The following is a 17,374-nucleotide window of genomic DNA, read 5'->3' on the forward strand; positions in this document are numbered from 1 at the left end:
AGATCGCGAAAAGTGGCAACCCCCGGGACTGGAGCCGGCAGGGCTGAGCGCCGGTCCGACGCTCAGGGGAGGGCGGCCGTCAGGGCCGGGGCCAGGTCGCCCCGGGGGACCACCTGGATCGCCGTCAGTCCCTGCCAGGCGGCGGCGGATGCGAGCACCGGCGCCAGCCGCTCGGCGACCACGCCCGGACCGGCACCCGCTTCCAGCCATGCCGCCTGCACGAGCAGCACGCCCGCCTTCCGGTCCGACTTGAGGTCCACCCGCCCGACGAGCCGGTCGTCCACGAGCACGGGCAGCACGTAGTAGCCGTGCTCCCGCTGCTCCGCGGGCGTGTAGATCGAGATCCGGTAGTGGAAGCCGAACATCCGCAGCAGCCGGTCCCGCTGCCAGACCACCGGATCGAACGGCGAGAGCACGGCGGCCGCGCGGATGCGCTGCGGCACCACCGCGTCGACGTGCCGCCAGGCCGGCAGCGGCCGGGACCCGCGCATCCAGCCCTCCACCTCCACGGGCACGAGCTCGCCGGCCTCCTCGAGCTCGCGCACGGCGACGGCGGTGTCGTCCGAGCGCAGCCGGTGGTAGTCCGCGAGATCGGCCAGCGCGGCCACACCGTGCGCCACCGCGGCTCGCCGCACCAGCTCCCGCACCGCGTCGGCCTTCGGCACCGGCGCGGGCGGCACCTCGAGCACCTGCTCGGGCAGCGCGTACCGCCGCTCGAAGCCCTTCCGCCCCGCCGTGACCACCTCCCCGGCCGCGAACAGGGTCTCGAGCGTGCGCTTCACGTCCGACCAGCCCCACCACGGCCCGCTGCGCACGTTCCGCTCGTGATCGATCTCGCTCGCCGCTCGCGGCCCCTCCGCCGCGAGCGTGTCGAGGAGCATCCGCACGAGCGGCGCCTGCTCGACGAGCCGCTCGCCGTAGCGCGCCCGGTACCGCTCCATCCGGAACGCGTACAGACCGAGGTCCTCGCGGGGCACGAACGCCGCTTCGTGCGCCCAGTACTCGAGGTACGGCGCACCGGCCTCGAGCACGAGCCGGTCGAGTCGCCGCTTCTCGTAGGGGCCGAGGCGCGCGAAGAACGGGAGGTAGTGGCTGCGCTCGAACACGTTCACCGAGTCGATCTGCAGCACCTTCAGCGTCTGCATCGTGCGGCGGATGCGCTCGGGGCCGGCCGACGCCGGGCGAGGGCCGGCGAAGCCCTGGGCGGCGAGCGCCGCGCGACGCGCATCGCGAGGGCTTAGCCGTTCCGCCATACGGCGACCGTAACGGAGCGCTCGGACGCCCGGCCCGGATGCCCCCGCTCCCTAGACTCGCGGCGTGCCGAAACGACCCGACGACGCGCTGCGGGACCCCGACGAGGTCGTCGCGCGCGCCATCCCGGTCTCCGTGCGGATCGCGGGCGCCTGGTCGTGGCGGATCGTCGGGGTGCTGATCCTCGCCGGGGTGCTCGTCTACCTCGTGGCGCTGCTGCACATCGTGGTCGTTCCGGTGCTCGTCGCGACCCTGCTCTCGGGCCTGCTGACGCCGTTCAAGAACCGGCTCACCCGGCTGGGCTGGCCGCGCTGGCTGGCGGTGGTGGTCCCCTTCCTCGGCACGATCGTCGTGATCGCCGGGCTCGTGGTGCTCGTCGTGCTGACGCTCCGCACCGGCATCGGCGGCATCGAGCAGCGCACCGTGGCCGGCTACCAGAGCCTGCTCAGCACGCTGAAGGCTTCCCCGCTCGGCATCACGGATGCGGATGTGCGGAACGCGATGGCGTCCGTCACCGCCACGGTCCAGAAGAACTCCGGGACGATCCTCGCCGGCGCGCTCTCCGGCGCCTCGATCGTCTCCGACATCCTCGTCGGGCTCGTGCTGTCGCTGTTCCTGACGCTGTTCTTCCTCATCGACGGCGAGGGCATCTGGCGCTGGTGCGTGCGCGTGGCGCCGCGGCGGGCCCGGGCCGCGGTGGACGGTGCAGGCCGCGCCGCCTGGCTGTCCGTGGGGGAGTACGCGCGGGTGCAGATCCTCGTCGCACTCATCGACGCCGTCGGCATCGGCCTCGTCGCGCTCCTGCTCGGCGTCGGATGGTCGCTCGTCGTGCCGATCGCGGTGCTGGTGTTCCTGGCCGCGTTCATCCCGTTCGTCGGCGCGGTCGTCACGGGCGGCCTCGCGGTGCTCGTCGTGCTCCTCTACGTCGGGCCGGCGCAGGCGCTGATCATGCTCGCGGGCGTGATCGGCGTGAACCAGCTCGAGTCGCACATCCTGCAGCCGCTGCTGATGGGCAACGCCGTGCGCCTGCATCCGGTCGCCGTGGTGCTCTCGGTCGCCACCGGATCGCTGCTCGGTGGCATCGCGGGCGCCGTGTTCGCGGTGCCGTTCGTGGCGGCCGCGAACTCCGCCGTGCAGTTCATCGCGGGCGGCGCGTGGAAGGACGACACCCCGCCGCCCGCGCTCGAGGAACCGCCCACGCGAGCCCGGCGATCGCGCCGCACGAAGCCCGAACCCCAGGATGTGACGACCGTTGGCTGATCCCACCGACGCGGCCCTCGCCGAGACGCCCGAGGCCGTGCGCCTCACGACCGCCGGCACGCTCCCGGCCACGGCCGTCCCTCCGCTCGAGCGGATCCGGGACGCCGCCCGCGTGCTCGAGGGGGTCGCGACGCGCACCCCGATGGAGACGTCGCGCTACCTCGCCGAGGTCGTCGGCGTGCCGGTGCACCTGAAGTGCGAGAACCTGCAGCGCACCGGCTCCTACAAGATCCGTGGCGCCTACAACCGCCTCTCGCGCCTGAGCCCGGAGGAGAAGGCGCGCGGCGTCGTCGCCGCGTCGGCCGGCAACCACGCGCAGGGCGTCGCGTTCGCGGCCAGGGCGCTCGGCGTCGAGGCCACGATCTTCATGCCCATCGGCGTGCCCCTGCCGAAGCTCGAGGCCACGCGCGACTACGGCGCGAGGGTCGAGCTCGTCGGCCACGTCGTCGACGAGACGCTCGCGGCCGCCGCGGAGTTCGCCGCGCGCACCGGCGCCGTGCTCATCCCGCCGTTCGACCACCCGGACGTCATCGCCGGGCAGGGCACCGTCGGCCTCGAGATCCTCGAGGCGGTGCCCGACGTCGACACGATCCTCGTGCCCGTCGGCGGTGGCGGCCTCATCTCCGGCGTCGCCGCCGCGGTCGCCCAGGCGGCGGGCGGCCGGGTGCACGTCATCGGTGTGCAGGCGGAGAACGCCGCCGCCTTCCCGCCCTCGCTGACCGCCGGGGCCGTCACGACGATCACGACGCATCCGACGATCGCGGACGGCATCGCCGTCGCGACCCCCGGACGGATCACCTTCGAGGTCGTCTCGTCGCTCGTCGACGAGGTCGTCACGGTCACCGACGACGAGACCGCCAGCGCGATGCTCGTGCTGCTCGAACGGGCGAAGCTCGTCGTCGAGCCGGCCGGCGCCGTCGGCGTCGCAGCCCTGCTCGCCGGCAAGGTGCGGCCGTCGGGGCGGACGGTCGTGGTGCTGTCCGGCGGCAACATCGACCCGCTGATGATGGAACGCGTGATCAGCCGGGGGCTCGTCGCATCCGACCGCTACCTCACCCTGCGGATCGGCCTGCCCGATCGCCCCGGCCAGCTCGCGGTCGTCTCCGGCGTGATCGCGGATGCGAACGCGAACGTGGTCGAGGTGCTGCACACCCGGCACGGCAACGGGATGCCGATCGGCGAGGTGCAGATCGACATCAGCGTCGAGACGCGTGGGCCCGTGCACCGCGACCAGGTGATCGCCCGTCTCGAGGCCTCCGGCTTCGCGCCCAGGGTGCTCGAGAGCTGACCCCGCCGAGCGATCGCGCCGTTCCGGAGAATTCGGGCGACACGCCGTCGCCGGGCGCCCGGAAGCGGCGTGTCGCGCAGGAACTCCGGATCCGCGCGATTCGAGAGGGCGGATCAGGCCGTGTAGGGGTCGACCCGCTCGATCTTGACGGTGATGGCGCGGCCGTTCGGGGCCGTGTAGGTGACCGTGTCGCCGACGGCGGATCCGTTGATCGCGTGGCCGAGCGGGCTCGCCTCGCTGTAGACGTCGAGGTCGGAGTCCCCCGCGATCTCGCGGTTGCCGAGCAGGAAGCGGTTCTCGGCGCCGTTGATCGTCGCCGTCACGACCATGCCGGGCGCCACGTGGCCGTCGGAGACGGCGGCCGGGCCGACCTCGGCGCTGCGCAGCAGCTGCGTGAGCTGGCGGATGCGCGCCTCGATCTTGCCCTGCTCCTCCTTGGCGGCGTGGTAGCCGCCGTTCTCCTTGAGGTCGCCCTCCTCGCGGGCCTGCTCGATCTTCTTCGCGATCTCGGTGCGGCCCGGTCCGGACAGCTCCTCGAGCTCGGCCGAGAGCCGGTCGTAGGCCTCCTGGGTGAGCCAGGTGACCGCGCTTTCCTGTGACATGAGGGAACCTCGTGATTCGTGGGGCCGGACCGGGGCGGGAGGACGCCGCGGGCGTCCGTGCCGCGTGCACCCACTGCGGACGGGCCACGTCGGCCGTGCGCGGCGGAGCCCCGACGGGTGAAGAAGCGATGTTAGGCGCGGCGGCAGGACTGAATCAAGCCGGTGTCGGCCCTCCGGGTCGTCAGCACGCGCGTCGTGCCGGACCGCGCCGGGTTCCCCGTGACCGGCACGCGCACCTCCACGAGCCCGAGCACGCTGCCGTTCGGGTCCTGCGCCTCGATGGCGCAGATCAGCGGATCCGACGCCTCGCCGGTCACCAGCCAGCCGACCGTGGTCACCCGGTCGCTCTGCACGACGAACCCCGTGGTCTGCAGGTCCGTCGCGTTGCCGGCGCCGCCGAAGCCGGTGAGCACCGCCCAGACGACGGCCGCGACGATCAGCACCGCGGCGATGATGATCGCCGCCGCCCGGCCCCGACGGCGCCCCGTTGGGGTGCGTCCGTAGCGGTCCTCGAGCCGTGCGGCGGGGGTCGGGGCGACGGCCACGGCACCCTCCGGACGGTACGATCGAGCAGCAAGGACGGGGCCATTCTCCCCCGACCGGGAGGGCAGCGGATGCGAGCGGCGCTCGCGGCGGCGACGCCGTCCCCGACCCCGACGTTCAACCCCGACGTCGTCACGCCCGGGGTCGTCGGCTTCATCACGATGCTCCTCATCACCGTCGTCGTGGTGCTGCTCATCGTCGACATGACCCGGCGCATCCGCCGCGTCCGCTACCGGGGTGAGGCAGCCGAGCGCGCGGCAGCGGCGAAGAACGGCGAGCCGCCCGCCACCTGAACCGGGCTCAGGCCACCGGATGCAGCGCGATCAGCAGGATCGCCGTCCAGTGGCAGAGGAACGCGAGCACCGTGCAGGCGTGGAAGATCTCGTGGAAGCCGAACCGGCCCGGGAACGGGTTCGGCCGCTTCAGCGCATAGACGATGGCGCCGGCCGTGTAGAGCAGGCCGCCGACCACGATCAGGATCATCATCGCGGCGTTCGCGGCGAACAGCGCGGGGAGGTCCATGACCGCCGCCCAGCCGAGGCCGAGGTAGATCGGCACGTAGAGCCACCGCGGGGCGCCGATCCAGAAGATCCGGAACCCGATGCCGAGCACGGCGACGACCCACACGACCGTCAGCAGCAGGATGCCCGGAGCGGGGGCCAGCGCGAGCAGGGCCATGGGGGTGTAGGTGCCCGCGATGAGCAGGAAGATGTTCGAGTGGTCGACCCGCTTCAGGGTGCGCTTGACCTCCGGTGACCAGTCGATGCGGTGGTACAGCGCCGAGTTGCCGAACAGCAGCACCGAGGTGAGCGCGAACACGGCGGTCGACCACTTCGCCTCGGCGCCGTGCGCGACCGAGACGAGCACGATGCCGGCGACGAGCGCGATCGGCGTGATGGCTGCGTGCAGCCATCCGCGCCACGTGGGCTTCAGGTCGGCCTGCCCCGGCTCGGCGGCCTCGTCGACGAGGGGGACGTGCAGCTGGTCCCCGATCATCGGTTCGTCCTCGCCGGCCGCGGCCGATGCGCCGGGCGGGGTGGCGGCGGGCTCGAGCATGCCCGCAGGGTAGTCGCCCCGGCTTCGCGCCCGGCTCGACCGGCCGTGCGCCGCGACGCCCCCGGCCGCTCCGAGGTCGCCGGGTCTACCGTTGAGGCCGTGGCGATGCCGGGTCAGCGAGTGCGCGGGCCGATCTACCGGCTCTACTCTCGGCGCCTGCGCCGCAACCTCGAGCGCGGGCCCCTGCCGAAGCACGTCGCGATGATCCTCGACGGCAACCGCCGGTGGGCCCGGCAGGCCGGGCTCGAGTCGGCGGCCCACGGGCACCGGGCCGGTGCCTTGAAGATCGTCGAGTTCGCCGAGTGGGTCGTCGAGCTGCGGATCCCCGTGATCACGCTCTACCTGCTGTCGACCGACAACCTCACCGGGCGGCAGAGCGAGGAGCTCGACGCGCTGTTCGGGATCATCGCGAACCTCGCCACGGCGCTCTCCGAGCGCTGGAAGGTGCAGCACGTCGGCACCGCGACCGGCCTGCCGACCACGCTGACCGAGGCGCTGGCGGAGGCGGAGCGGCGCAGCGCGGACCGCACGGGCCTGCACATCAACCTCGCGGTCGGGTACGGCGGCCGCACCGAGATCGCGCATGCGGTGCGGAGCATCGTCGCCGCGCACCAGGCGGAGGGCGGCAGCCTCGACGACCTCGCCGACCTGCTGACGCCCGAGATGATCGGCGAGCACCTCTACACCTCCGGCCAGCCGGATCCGGACCTCGTCATCCGGACCTCCGGCGAGCAGCGGCTCTCGGACTTCATGCTCTGGCAGAGCGCGCACAGCGAGTTCTACTTCGTGGAGGCGCTCGGCCCCGACCTGCGCGAGGTGGACTTCCTGCGCGCCCTCCGCTCGTACGCGCAGCGTCAACGGCGGTACGGGACGTGATCGCCGCTACGCTGTGCGCCCGATGAACCGCCTCCACGACTTCCTCGCCGGCTTCGCCGAGGAGCCCGGCTACCTCGACTTCGCGGCGTTCGGGCCGCTGTCCGCGGCGGTGCTCGCCGAGGAGGCCGCGCAGCGCGAGGCCATGACGAGAGCGCGCTGGGGCGCGGTCGACCGGCTCGGCACGAACGCCGACCGGCTGCGCGCCGCGGCGGCCGCGGTGACCGGGTTCCGCGACGACCAGATCGCCTTCCAGCCCTCCACCACGCAGGGACTCATGCAGGCCGTCTTCGCGGTGACCGGCGGGATCCTCGTCTCGCCCGCGGAGTTCCCGAGCCTGCCGACCGTCGCGGTGCGGGCGTCCGAGGCGCTCCAGGCCACGGCCCCGATCTGGCTGGAGACCGACCACGGCCGTGTGACGCCCGGGCTCGTCCGCGACCAGCTGACGAGCACCACGACCGCCGTCGCGGTCTCGGCGGTCGACGCTCGCACCGGGTACGTCGCCGACCTCGAGGGCATCCGCCAGGTGATCGGCGACCGGCTGCTGATCGTCGACGCGGTGCAGGCGCTCGGCGCCGTCGACCTGCCGTGGACGGCCGCGGATGTCGTGGCCTGCGGCGGCCAGAAGTGGCTGCGCGCGGGGTACGGCACCGGGTTCCTCGCCGTCTCGGACCGCGCCGCGAACCGGCTCACCCCGGTGCTGTCGGGGATCGGCGGCTTCCCCGACGGCCTCGCCTGGGACGAGGTGCCGGAGCCGGCGCAGGGCGCCCTCGGCCTGCAGATCGGGCACGTCGACCAGCCGGCCGCGGCCCGGCTCGCCGCCGCGCTCGAGGACGTGCACGACGCCGGCGTCCCGGCCGTCGCCGCCCGGATCGCCGGCCACGTCTCCCGCGTGATCGAGCTCGCCGACGAGGTCGCGGTGCCCGTCGTCTCGCCCCGCACCCCCGCCGAGCGCGCCGGCATCGTGGTGCTCGAGCCGCGCCCCGACCAGCTGACCGCCCTCACCGCGGCGCTGTTCAACCACGGCGTCTCGGTGACGATCCGGAACGGCGCGGTGCGGATCGCCCCGCACGCCGGCACCACGGAGGAGACCCTCGCGCTCCTGCGCAGCGCCCTGCTCGCCTACGCGACGGCCCTCCGCCCAGCCGGGCGCTGACGCCGGCGTTTCCGCCGGGAGTTGCCACTCGTGGTGACTTCTCAGCCCGGGAAGTCGCCACGAGTGGCAACCCGTGAGCTCAGCCCGCCCGTTCGCACCGGATTCCGGGGCACGCGGACTGGGGTGCGCGCGGCGCTGTCGCGGCGTCGGACGGGTCAAGTACGGTGTGCCGCATCGGGTACCTCACCCGGTCCGGGACGTGCCCACGGCCCGACAGAAGGAGGCGCACGGCACGTCGCGGGAACGCGGATGCCGCCGGGAGACCGGTGGTTTGGAGGCCAGGTGCCTGAAGTGGTGTCGTCGAAGTCCGAGCGGCGCGACGAGGAGGTCCGGACAGCGCAACGCACCTTCGTGCTCGACACGTCGGTCCTGCTGTCGGACCCCAAAGCGCCGTTCCGTTTCGCGGAGCACGCCGTCGTGATCCCCGTGGTCGTCGTCTCCGAGCTGGAGAGCAAACGCAACGACCCCGAGATCGGGTACTTCGCCCGGCAGGCGCTCCGCAACCTCGACGAGCTGCGCGTGCAGCACGAGCGGCTCGACTTCCCGGTCGCGGTCGGTGACGGCGGATCGCTGCGGGTCGAGCTGAACCACTCGAACCTCAGCGTGCTGCCGAACGGGCTGCAGCTCGGCGGCAACGACGCCCGAATCCTCGCCGTCGCGCAGAACCTTGCGAACGACGGGCTCGCGGTCACGGTGGTCTCGAAGGACCTGCCGATGCGGGTGAAGGCCGCCTCGATCGGCCTCACCGCCGAGGAGTACCGCGCCGAGCTCGCCGTCGACACCGGCTTCACCGGGGTGGCGGAGGTCGCGCTCGGCTCCGATGCGATGAACCGGCTCTACGAGGACCACCGGCTCGAGATGCCCGAGGTCGCGGACCTGCCGGTGAACACCGGCGTCGTGATCACCTCCGATCGCGGGTCCGCCCTCGGCCGGGTCGTCCGCAAGGGCGAGGTGCGTCTCGTCCGCGGCGACCGCGACGTGTTCGGCCTGCACGGCCGCAGCGCCGAGCAGCGCCTCGCGATCGACCTGCTGCTCGACCACGAGGTGGGGATCGTCTCGCTCGGCGGGCGCGCCGGCACCGGCAAGAGCGCCCTCGCCCTGTGCGCGGGCCTCGAGGCCGTGCTCGAGCGGCAGCAGCACCGCAAGATCATGGTCTTCCGCCCGCTCTACGCGGTCGGCGGCCAGGACCTCGGCTACCTTCCGGGCGACGCGGCCGAGAAGATGAACCCCTGGGGTCAGGCGGTCTTCGACACCCTCGGCGCGGTCGTCTCGCAGAACGTCGTCGACGAGGTCGTGGAGCGCGGCGTGCTCGAGGTGCTGCCGCTCACGCACATCCGCGGCCGCTCCCTGCACGACGCGTTCGTGATCGTCGACGAGGCGCAGTCGCTCGAGCGCAACGTGCTGCTCACGGTGCTGTCGCGCATCGGCCAGAACTCCCGGGTCGTGCTCACCCACGACGTCGCCCAGCGCGACAACCTGCGGGTCGGCCGGTACGACGGCGTCGCGAGCGTCATCGAGACGCTGAAGGGGCACCCGCTGTTCGGGCACATCACGCTCACCCGCTCCGAGCGCAGCCCGATCGCGGCGCTCGTCACCGAGATGCTGGAGTCGAACGAGCTCGCCTGATCGCGCCCGGGCCGCCTCACCGCGTTCCTGGTGAGGCGGCTCGGGCATCATGGGCCGGATGCACGCCGACGAGGTCCCCGTCGCGACGGAGACGGTCCGGGCCCTCGTCGACGACCAGTTCCCGCAGTGGCGCGCGCTGCCGGTCCGCCGGCTGGAGACGGCCGGCACCGTCAACGCGGTCTTCCGGCTCGGCGACGCCCTCGCGCTGCGATTCCCTCGTCGTCCCGAGGCGCCCGAGGTGCTCCGCGCCCGGCTGCTCGCCGAGGCGGATGCCGCACGGCGCATCGCCCGGGTGTCGACCGTGCCCACGCCGCTGCCCGTCGCGCTCGGGGAGCCCGGGCGGCGCTTCCCGATGCCCTGGACCGTGCAGACCTGGCTGCCCGGCGAGACCGCGGAGGAGGTGGACCCCGCCGAGTCGGAGGCGTTCGCGACCGACCTCGCCGGCCTGATCACGGCGCTCCGCACTGCGGACACGCGTGGAGAGACCTTCACCGGCGAGGGCCGCGGCGGCGACCTGCGCGACCACGACGCGGCCGTCGACGAGTACCTCGGGCGCAGCGGGGAGCTGCTCGACGTGCCGCGGATGCGGCGGATGTGGGCGGCCTTCCGCGAGCTGCCGAGGACGGATCCCGATGTGATGACCCATGGCGACCTCATCCCGGGCAACGTGCTGGTCCGCCGCACCGGGGCGGGTGTCCGGCTCGCCGGGCTCCTCGACACGGGCGGCTTCGCCCCCGCCGACCCCGCGCTCGAGCTGGTCTCCGCCTGGCATCTCCTCGCCGACCGGCCGCGCGCGGTGCTCCGGGCGGCGCTCGCCGTGGACGACCTGCAGTGGGAGCGTGGCAGAGCCTGGGCCTTCGTCCAGGCCGTGGGACTGGTCGAGTACTACCTGCGCGCCAATCCGGCGATGAGCAGGCTCGGCTCCCGGACGCTCGAGCGCCTCGTCGCCGTCGGCTGACCGCGGACCGCGGGTTGTGGAGAACCGCGGCGCCGCATCCGTCACCGCCGCTACCGTGCCCGCGTGTCCGCCCTCGTCCTGTCCGCGGCGCCGCGGTCGGCGCTCCGGGGCCGGACGGCGGATGCGGTGCTCGGCGTGCTCCTCGCAGCCGGCGCGCTCGATGCCGTCGGCCCGAGGCCCGCGCTGCTCGGCCTGCTCTGGCTCGCGGCGATCACGCCGCGGCTCGCCGCGATCGACATCGCGGAGCACCGGCTGCCCGATCGCCTCGTCCTGCCGGCGTGGCCGGTCGCGCTCGCCGCGGCGCTGCTCGAGGCCGCGGCGGGCGGCACCCCGCTCCTCGTCGCGGCCGGCATCGCGGTCGGCTACGGATCGCTGCTCCTCGTGCTGCACCTCGCGGGCGGCATGGGCCTCGGCGACGTGAAGCTCGCCCCGGTGCTCGGCCTCGCCGCCGCGGCGGCGTCGCCTACCGCAGGGATCGGCGCGCCGCTGCTCGCGTTCCTCGTCGGCGGGGTGATCGCCCTCGTCGCGCTGATCCGCCAGGGCGCCGGTGCGAGCGTGCCGTTCGGCCCGGCCATGCTCCTCGGCGCATGGGCGGCGGTGCTGCTCGCCTGATCACGGTTGCGGCGCCCGGCCGCAGCCGCCCAAGATGAGGAGCCACGACGCGAGAGAACGGGGTCCGCACCATCCGTCCCGTTCATCCGATGCCCTCCTCGCAGCGCCTCGCGATCGGCGCCAAGCTGCGAACGACCCGCCGCGCCCAGAACCTCACGATCGAGCAGGTCGCCCAGGCCACCGGCCTGACCAAGGGGTTCATCAGCCGCGTCGAGCGCGACGAGACGTCGCCGAGCGTCGCGACGCTGCTCATGCTCTGCGAGGTGCTCTCGCTGCCGGTCGGCCGCCTGTTCGAGGCGCCGGACCGCGAGGTGGTGCGGCTCGCCGACGCGCCCCGCGTGAACATGGGCGGCGTCGGGGTCGTCGAGCGGATGCTCACCGCGCGCGCGGAGTCCCGGGTGCAGCTGCTCCGCTCGCACCTCGAGCCGGGGGCGTCCGGCGGCCCCGACCTCTACACGATCAACAGCGAGACCGAGGTCGTGCACGTGCTCACGGGGGCGCTCCGGCTGCACTTCGTGACCGAGCAGATCGTGCTCGAGGCGGGGGACACCCTCACCTTCGCGGGCCGCGACCCGCACACGTGGACGAACGCGGCGGACGGGCCGACCGACGTCGTCTGGATCATGTCGCCGGCCGCATGGAGCGGATCCTCCTGAGCGGCGGCCCCTGCTACCGCTCCTCGTAGGCGACCGCCCGCACCGGCGCCCCGTCGGTGCCGGTGAAAGCGATCGGCAGCAGCGAGACGGTCGGGGCGGCCGAGCGCACCGCGGCGAGGTTCGTGAGGTTCTCGCAGATCACGCCCTGCGCCTTCGCGATCAGGTGGTGCACCGGGAACCCGACACCCGGATGCGAGTCGTCCGGCGTCTCGTCGAGGTTGATCGCGTCGATCCCGATGGTGCGGACCCCGGCGTCGAGCAGCGCCCGGCAGGCATCCGCATCGAGGTACGGGTGGTCGAAGTAGCGTTCGGTGCCGAAGTGCCGGCTCCAGCCGGTGTGCAGCAGCACGATCGTGCCCGGCTCGGTCCGGGCGAGCACGTCCGCCAGGTGGTCCCGCGTGATGGGCGTCCGCGCGTCCAGCCCCGTGACATCGGCGACCACGCCGGGCCCCACGAAGCGGGAGAGCGGCAGCTCGTCGAGGCGAGGCGCGTCGTCCTCGAAGTGGAACGGCGCGTCGACGTGCGTGCCCGTCTGGGTGCCCATGTGCACCGCCAGCAGGTTGAAGCCGTCCCGCTGCACCGTGCTGTGCGGCAGGAACCGCAGCTCCGGATCGCCCGGGTACGTCTGCGTCCGCTCGTTCAGCGGCACGGACAGGTCGACCAGATCGTGTATCGCCACGGTCAACAATCATCGCGTGGCAGACACTTCGGCGCTACGCTTCCGGCGTCTTCTCCCGCTCGACACGAGGAAGGTCTCATGAGCAACGACGCTCGGGTCTCCACCGCCCCACCACGCATCACGGAGGTGGAGCAGCACGGGGTCGACACGATCCCGGCAAGCGAGCGCACCTCCGGCCCGTTCGACCTGTTCCGGATCCAGTTCGGCGGCGCGAACACGTTCGCCACCGTGCTGCTCGGCACGTTCCCGATCGCCCTCGGGCTGTCGTTCTGGCAGGCCGTGGCCGCCACGCTGCTCGGCGTGATCGTCGGCGCGCTGATCCTCTCGCCGATGGGCCTGTTCGGGCCGCGCACCGGCACGAACAACGCCGTCTCCTCGGGCGCGCACGTCGGCGTGCGCGGCCGGATCGTCGGCTCGTTCCTCTCGCTGCTCACCGCCATCGCGTTCTACTCGATCTCGGTGTGGGTCAGCGGCGACGCGATCGTCGGTGCGCTCGGCCGCCTCGCGGGGGTCGGCGACTCGCCGCTGCTGCGCTCGGTCGTCTACGCGCTGATCGGCGCGCTCGTGATCGTGGTGGTCGTCTACGGCTACCAGTTCATGCTCTTCGTGAACAAGATCGCGGTCATCGCGAACACCGTGCTGTTCCTGCTCGCGATCATCGCGTTCGCCGGGGTGTTCGACGCCGGCTACAACCCGGGCCCCTCGCACTACGCGCTCGGCAGCTTCTGGCCGACGTTCATCCTCTCGGCGCTCATCGTGATGAGCAACCCGATCTCCTTCGGCGCCTTCCTCGGCGACTGGGCCCGCTACATCCCGAAGGAGACCCCGGTCCGGAAGCTGATCGGTGCGACGCTGCTCGGCCAGCTGGCGTCGCTCGTGCCGTTCCTCTTCGGCGTCGCGACGGCCACGATCGTGGCCGGCAACGTCGACTACGTCGTCGGCCTCGTGAAGGCCTCGCCGCTCTGGTACGCGCTCGTGCTCATCGTCGTCGCCTTCATCGGCGGCCTCTCCACGGGCACCACCTCGCTGTACGGCACGGGCCTCGACTTCTCGTCGGTGTTCCCCCGCTTCACCCGGGTGCAGGCGACGATCGGCATCGGCACCCTCGCGTTCCTGTTCATCCTGATCGGCCGGCTGCTGTTCGACCTGCTCGGGGCGGTGAACGCCTTCGTCGGCGCGATCGTCGTGACGACCACGCCGTGGATGATCATCCTGGCGATCGCCTTCTGGACCCACCGCGGCTGGTACGACGAGAGCGACCTGCAGGTCTTCAACCGCGGCGAGATCGGCGGCCGGTACTGGTTCACGGGCGGGGTCAACTGGCGGGGACTCGGCGCCTGGATCGTGGCGGCCACGGTCGGCCTGCTGTTCTCGAACTACCCGCCCATCGTCGTCGGTCCGTTCCGCGACCTCGCGGGCGGCATCGACCTCAGCCTGCTGAGCGGCATCCTCATCGCCGCCGTGCTCTACCTCGCGGCGCTGATCGTGTTCCCGGAGCCGGACCACTGCTTCGGTCCCGACGGCCCGCGCCTCGTGCCGAGCAAGCCGGGCACGCCGGCGCCGATCGTGCACAACCACGCGTCCGCCGCGTCCCGGGCCGCCGTCCGACGGGGCAGGACCGTTGGCTGAGGTCACCGAGGCGGCCGTCCGGGAGGCCGCGGATGCGCTCGTCGCCGCGTTCGGTGCGCACGACACGGCCGCGTACTTCGCCCGGTTCGCGCCGGACGCCGACTTCGTCTTCCACACCACGCCCGAGCGGCTCCCGGACCGCGCGTCCTACGAGCGGCTCTGGGCGCGGTGGGAGGCCGAGGACGGCTTCCACGTGCACGGCTGCACGAGCAGCGACGCCCGCATCCGGCTCAGCGGATCGACGGCCGTCTTCGTGCACGACGTGTCGACCGATCTCGAGCTCGGCGGCTCCCGCGAGACCGTGCGGGAGCGGGAGACGATCGTGTTCGAGCTCCGCGACGGCGTCTGGCTCGCGGTGCACGAGCACCTCTCGCCACGGGCGGAGTGAGCGCGCCGCTCAGGGGGTGAGGACGAGCTTGCCCTCCGTGCGGCGGCCGGTGAGGTCCTCGTGCGCGCGCGGCGCGTCCTCGAGGGCGTAGGAGCCGCCGACGATCGGGGTGAGCGCGCCCTCGGCCACGAGGCCGAGCAGCTCGCCGACGGCGGCGGGCACCTCGTCGAGGTGGTCGACGAGCCAGAAGCCCGCCACGGTGCGGCTGCCGCCGATGAGTGCGACCGGGTCGACCCGGGCCGACAGGTCCCCGCCCGCGGCGCCGTAGACGACCACCCGGCCGCGGCGGTTCAGCAGCTTGAGGCTCGCGGTGAACGCCGGGCCCGCGACCCCGTCGAGCACGAGGTCGTAGCGGCGGTTGCCGGCCGCCGCCTTGAGCGCCGCCTCGAGGTCGGGCGCGGCCGAGTCGACGGCCTCGTCGGCGCCGAGCTCGAGGATCCGCGCCCGCTTCTGCACGGTCGACCCCGTGGACACGATGTGACCGGCGCCCCAGCGCCTGGCGAGCTGGATCGCGAGGCTGCCGACGCCGCCCGCGCCGGCGTGGATGAGCACCGTCTCGCCCGCGGCCATCCGGCCGGAGTCGCGCAGCACGAGCGCCGCGGTGGCGCCCTGGACGAGCAGCGCGAGCGCGACGCCGGCGGGGACGTCGTCCGGCAGCGGGGCGGCGGACCGCTCGTCGAGCAGCGCCCGCTCGGCGTACGCGCCGGTGCTCGAGAAGCCGAGGAGGCGCCGCCCGTCCGCTGCGCGGCCGACGACCTCGGAGCCGGGGATGTACGGCAGCGTCGTGCGGGAGACGTAGGCGTCGCGGGTCTGCATCGTCTCGGCGAAGTTCACGCCGGCCGCCTCGACCTCGACGAGCACCTGACCGGGTCCCGGCACGGGCTCGGGCACGTCCCGCACCACGAGCACCTCTGGCCCACCGAACTCCGTCACCTGGATCGCGCGCACGGCGTCCCCTTCCTCGCGGTTCCCCGGCTCCACCGTAGGCCGCGCCGGATGCGAGCCTTACCGGTACTCCGGGTTCTGGTCGCGGGCGTTGCTGACGTGCTCCCAGCCCTCGGTGGTGTTTCCGACGGCGGGCAGGCCACCGGCCGCGCGCAGCATCCGCGCGGTGTGGATGAGGTTCCACGCCATGTAGGTGGCGTTGCGGTTCGTGAAGTCGTTGTCGTAGCCGACCGGGACATCGGATCCGGGCAGCACGTCGCCGTAGCTCGGACCGGGGCCGGCCTCGCCGATCCAGCCGCAGTCCGCCTGCGGAGGGATCATGTAGCCGATGTGCTGCAGCGCGTACAGCAGGTCCATGGCGCAGTGCTTCACGCCGTCCTCGTTGCCGGTGATCACGCAGCCGGCGGTGCGGCCGTAGTAGAGCCACTGGCCCTGCTCGTTCCGCCGGCCGCTCGAGGCGTACATCCGCTCGATGACCTGCGTCGCGACGCTCGACTTCGTGCCGAGCCAGATCGGGGTGCCGATCACGAGGATGTCGGCGGCGAGGATCCGCGCCTCGATGCCCGGCCACTCGTCGGGCAGGCCGATCTCGGCGCCGTCCTCGATCATCCCGGTCGCGATCCGGTGCTCGAGCACGTGGACCTGCTCGACCTCGACGCCTTCCGCGGTCAGGACGCCGGCGACGCGGTTGAGCAGCCGCTGCGTGTGCGACTCGTTCTTCCGCTGCTTCAGCGAGCAGTTCAGCAGCACGGCCTGCAACGGTCCCGGATCGCTCACGACGACCTCCCTGTCGGGCCGGACGCTACGCCTTCCCGACACCCCGCGATACGGGCTCCGACGCGGAATCCGGGCCGCTTCCGACATGCCGGGCGTGAAAAGACGCCCGGAATGACGGAAGGCGCCCGGAATCGGGGGAGGGTCAGCCGGGGCGGGTCATCGAGAGGACGTCGAGCGCGGTGTCGAGCTGCGCCTCGGTCACCTCGCCGCGCTCCACGAACCCGAGGTCGATCACGGCCTGCCGCACGGTGACGCCCTGCGCGACGGCGTGCTTCGCGACCTTCGCCGCCGCCTCGTAGCCGATCACCCGGTTCAGCGGCGTGACGATCGACGGCGACGACTCGGCGAGGGCGCGGGCCCGCTCGACGTTGACGGTCAGCCCGTCGATCACCTTGTCGGCGAGGAGCCGCGACACGTTCGCGAGCAGCCGGATCGACTCGAGCAGGGCCGTGCCCATCACCGGGATCGCCACGTTCAGCTCGAAGACGCCGGACGCGCCGGCCCACGCGATCGTCGCGTCGTTGCCGACGACGCGCGCGCCGACCATCAGGGTCGCCTCGGGGATGACCGGGTTCACCTTGCCGGGCATGATCGAGGAGCCCGGCTGCAGGTCGGGGATGTGCAACTCGCCGAGTCCGGTGTTGGGGCCGGAGCCCATCCAGCGAAGGTCGTTGCAGATCTTGGTGAGGCTGACGGCGATGGTGCGGAGCGCTCCGGACGTCTCGACCAGAGCATCCCGGTTCGCCTGCGCCTCGAAATGGTTGCGCGCCTCCGTGATCGGAAGTTCGGTCTCCTGCGTGAGAAGCTCGATGACCAGCTGCGGAAAGCCGAGCGGGGTGTTGATGCCGGTTCCGACGGCAGTCCCGCCGAGGGGGACCTCCGCCACACGGTGCAACGCTGACTGCACGCGCTCGATGCCCAGACGGATCTGGGCAGCATATCCGCCGAACTCCTGCCCAAGGGTGACCGGCGTGGCGTCCATGAGGTGGGTGCGGCCGGCCTTCACCGCGGTAGCCCAGAGCAGAGCCTTCTCCTCGAGGGCGACAGCGAGGTGGTCCAGCGAGGGGATGAGGTC

General features: G+C 72.8%; 19 protein-coding genes. 11 read left to right on the forward strand and 8 right to left on the reverse strand.

Annotated elements, in window-relative coordinates; translation table 11 throughout:
• Nucleotides 1-62: 62 nt before the first annotated feature.
• On the reverse strand, nucleotides 63-1,253 hold the full coding sequence (locus VIG76_RS06400; protein ID WP_331952266.1) for a winged helix-turn-helix domain-containing protein: 1,191 nt from the start codon (nucleotides 1,251-1,253) through the stop codon (nucleotides 63-65).
• A 64-nt stretch (nucleotides 1,254-1,317) separates the two neighbouring features.
• Here VIG76_RS06400 and VIG76_RS06405 point away from each other — a divergent pair, with 64 nt between their 5' ends.
• Together VIG76_RS06405 and ilvA are read left to right on the forward strand one after the other, a co-directional pair.
• Nucleotides 1,318-2,511, forward strand: a complete 1,194-nt coding sequence (locus VIG76_RS06405; protein WP_331952268.1) for an AI-2E family transporter — start codon at nucleotides 1,318-1,320, stop codon at nucleotides 2,509-2,511.
• Nucleotides 2,512-2,548: 37 nt separating this feature from the next.
• Entirely contained in the window at nucleotides 2,549-3,799 is a 1,251-nt protein-coding gene (gene ilvA / locus VIG76_RS06410; RefSeq protein WP_414640612.1) for a threonine ammonia-lyase, read from the forward strand.
• 113 nt (nucleotides 3,800-3,912) lie between these two features.
• Here ilvA and greA read toward each other — a convergent pair whose 3' ends face one another.
• Entirely contained in the window at nucleotides 3,913-4,401 is a 489-nt protein-coding gene (gene greA, locus VIG76_RS06415) for a transcription elongation factor GreA (protein ID WP_331952270.1), read from the reverse strand.
• 131 nt (nucleotides 4,402-4,532) lie between these two features.
• Nucleotides 4,533-4,946 carry a DUF4307 domain-containing protein gene (locus VIG76_RS06420; protein WP_331952272.1) on the reverse strand — a complete coding sequence of 138 codons (414 nt, stop codon included), beginning with the start codon at nucleotides 4,944-4,946 and terminating at the stop codon, nucleotides 4,533-4,535.
• A 69-nt stretch (nucleotides 4,947-5,015) separates the two neighbouring features.
• Between VIG76_RS06420 and VIG76_RS06425 the strand changes: the two genes are divergently transcribed.
• Nucleotides 5,016-5,237, forward strand: coding sequence for a hypothetical protein (locus VIG76_RS06425; protein WP_331952274.1), 222 nt, complete (start codon nucleotides 5,016-5,018; stop codon nucleotides 5,235-5,237).
• Between the two features lie 7 nt (nucleotides 5,238-5,244).
• On the opposite strand, the gene trhA is transcribed toward VIG76_RS06425, so the two are convergent.
• Nucleotides 5,245-5,940 carry a PAQR family membrane homeostasis protein TrhA gene (gene trhA, locus VIG76_RS06430; protein ID WP_331952301.1) on the reverse strand — a complete coding sequence of 232 codons (696 nt, stop codon included), beginning with the start codon at nucleotides 5,938-5,940 and terminating at the stop codon, nucleotides 5,245-5,247.
• A gap of 165 nt (nucleotides 5,941-6,105) precedes the next feature.
• Between trhA and VIG76_RS06435 the strand changes: the two genes are divergently transcribed.
• The 6 genes from VIG76_RS06435 (at nucleotide 6,106) to VIG76_RS06460 (ending at nucleotide 11,881) form a co-directional block, all read left to right on the forward strand.
• Entirely contained in the window at nucleotides 6,106-6,876 is a 771-nt protein-coding gene (locus VIG76_RS06435) for an isoprenyl transferase (protein ID WP_331952303.1), read from the forward strand.
• 22 nt (nucleotides 6,877-6,898) lie between these two features.
• Nucleotides 6,899-8,029 (forward strand): aminotransferase class V-fold PLP-dependent enzyme, encoded by a 1,131-nt coding sequence (locus VIG76_RS06440; RefSeq protein ID WP_331952276.1) that lies wholly within the window; start codon nucleotides 6,899-6,901, stop codon nucleotides 8,027-8,029.
• 249 nt (nucleotides 8,030-8,278) lie between these two features.
• The gene (locus VIG76_RS06445; protein ID WP_414640611.1) at nucleotides 8,279-9,655 is read left to right on the forward strand and encodes a PhoH family protein; all 1,377 of its coding nucleotides are present in this window, start codon (nucleotides 8,279-8,281) and stop codon (nucleotides 9,653-9,655) included.
• Nucleotides 9,656-9,713: 58 nt separating this feature from the next.
• Entirely contained in the window at nucleotides 9,714-10,613 is a 900-nt protein-coding gene (locus VIG76_RS06450; protein WP_331952278.1) for an aminoglycoside phosphotransferase family protein, read from the forward strand.
• Nucleotides 10,614-10,676: 63 nt separating this feature from the next.
• Complete coding sequence (locus VIG76_RS06455; protein WP_331952280.1) at nucleotides 10,677-11,225, forward strand: prepilin peptidase; 549 nt, start codon at nucleotides 10,677-10,679, stop codon at nucleotides 11,223-11,225.
• An 89-nt stretch (nucleotides 11,226-11,314) separates the two neighbouring features.
• Nucleotides 11,315-11,881, forward strand: a complete 567-nt coding sequence (locus tag VIG76_RS06460; protein ID WP_331952282.1) for a helix-turn-helix domain-containing protein — start codon at nucleotides 11,315-11,317, stop codon at nucleotides 11,879-11,881.
• 13 nt (nucleotides 11,882-11,894) lie between these two features.
• Here the strand turns inward: VIG76_RS06460 and VIG76_RS06465 are convergent, their stop codons facing one another.
• The gene (locus VIG76_RS06465; RefSeq protein ID WP_331952284.1) at nucleotides 11,895-12,560 is read right to left on the reverse strand and encodes a cyclase family protein; all 666 of its coding nucleotides are present in this window, start codon (nucleotides 12,558-12,560) and stop codon (nucleotides 11,895-11,897) included.
• A gap of 78 nt (nucleotides 12,561-12,638) precedes the next feature.
• Between VIG76_RS06465 and VIG76_RS06470 the strand changes: the two genes are divergently transcribed.
• Together VIG76_RS06470 and VIG76_RS06475 are read left to right on the forward strand one after the other, a co-directional pair.
• Complete coding sequence (locus VIG76_RS06470; RefSeq protein ID WP_331952287.1) at nucleotides 12,639-14,189, forward strand: purine-cytosine permease family protein; 1,551 nt, start codon at nucleotides 12,639-12,641, stop codon at nucleotides 14,187-14,189.
• Nucleotides 14,182-14,577, forward strand: a complete 396-nt coding sequence (locus VIG76_RS06475; protein WP_331952289.1) for a nuclear transport factor 2 family protein — start codon at nucleotides 14,182-14,184, stop codon at nucleotides 14,575-14,577. Before VIG76_RS06470 ends, VIG76_RS06475 begins: the two co-directional genes overlap by 8 nt.
• 9 nt (nucleotides 14,578-14,586) lie before the next feature.
• Here the strand turns inward: VIG76_RS06475 and VIG76_RS06480 are convergent, their stop codons facing one another.
• The 3 genes from VIG76_RS06480 to VIG76_RS06490 all read right to left on the reverse strand — a co-directional run.
• Nucleotides 14,587-15,525, reverse strand: coding sequence for a quinone oxidoreductase family protein (locus tag VIG76_RS06480; RefSeq protein WP_331952291.1), 939 nt, complete (start codon nucleotides 15,523-15,525; stop codon nucleotides 14,587-14,589).
• Nucleotides 15,526-15,582: 57 nt separating this feature from the next.
• Nucleotides 15,583-16,299, reverse strand: a complete 717-nt coding sequence (locus tag VIG76_RS06485) for a flavodoxin family protein (protein WP_331952293.1) — start codon at nucleotides 16,297-16,299, stop codon at nucleotides 15,583-15,585.
• Nucleotides 16,300-16,441: 142 nt separating this feature from the next.
• On the reverse strand, nucleotides 16,442-17,374 hold a 933-nt coding region (locus VIG76_RS06490), incomplete at its 5' end, for a lyase family protein (RefSeq protein WP_331952295.1).

It is taken from the genome of Amnibacterium sp. (assembly GCF_036559085.1).
Lineage (GTDB): Bacteria > Actinomycetota > Actinomycetes > Actinomycetales > Microbacteriaceae > Amnibacterium.

Bases quoted from the DNA above. Each gene is read 5' to 3' on its own strand.
- VIG76_RS06435 (WP_331952303.1), top strand. From the start codon at position 6,106: ATGCCGGGTCAGCGAGTGCGCGGGCCGATCTACCGGCTCTACTCTCGG.
- VIG76_RS06460 (WP_331952282.1), top strand. From the start codon at position 11,315: ATGCCCTCCTCGCAGCGCCTCGCGATCGGCGCCAAGCTGCGAACGACC.
- VIG76_RS06440 (WP_331952276.1), top strand. From the start codon at position 6,899: ATGAACCGCCTCCACGACTTCCTCGCCGGCTTCGCCGAGGAGCCCGGC.
- trhA (WP_331952301.1), bottom strand. From the start codon at position 5,940: ATGATCGGGGACCAGCTGCACGTCCCCCTCGTCGACGAGGCCGCCGAG.
- VIG76_RS06400 (WP_331952266.1), bottom strand. From the start codon at position 1,253: ATGGCGGAACGGCTAAGCCCTCGCGATGCGCGTCGCGCGGCGCTCGCC.
- greA (WP_331952270.1), bottom strand. From the start codon at position 4,401: ATGTCACAGGAAAGCGCGGTCACCTGGCTCACCCAGGAGGCCTACGAC.
- VIG76_RS06450 (WP_331952278.1), top strand. From the start codon at position 9,714: ATGCACGCCGACGAGGTCCCCGTCGCGACGGAGACGGTCCGGGCCCTC.
- VIG76_RS06425 (WP_331952274.1), top strand. From the start codon at position 5,016: ATGCGAGCGGCGCTCGCGGCGGCGACGCCGTCCCCGACCCCGACGTTC.
- VIG76_RS06470 (WP_331952287.1), top strand. From the start codon at position 12,639: ATGAGCAACGACGCTCGGGTCTCCACCGCCCCACCACGCATCACGGAG.
- VIG76_RS06445 (WP_414640611.1), top strand. From the start codon at position 8,279: ATGCCGCCGGGAGACCGGTGGTTTGGAGGCCAGGTGCCTGAAGTGGTG.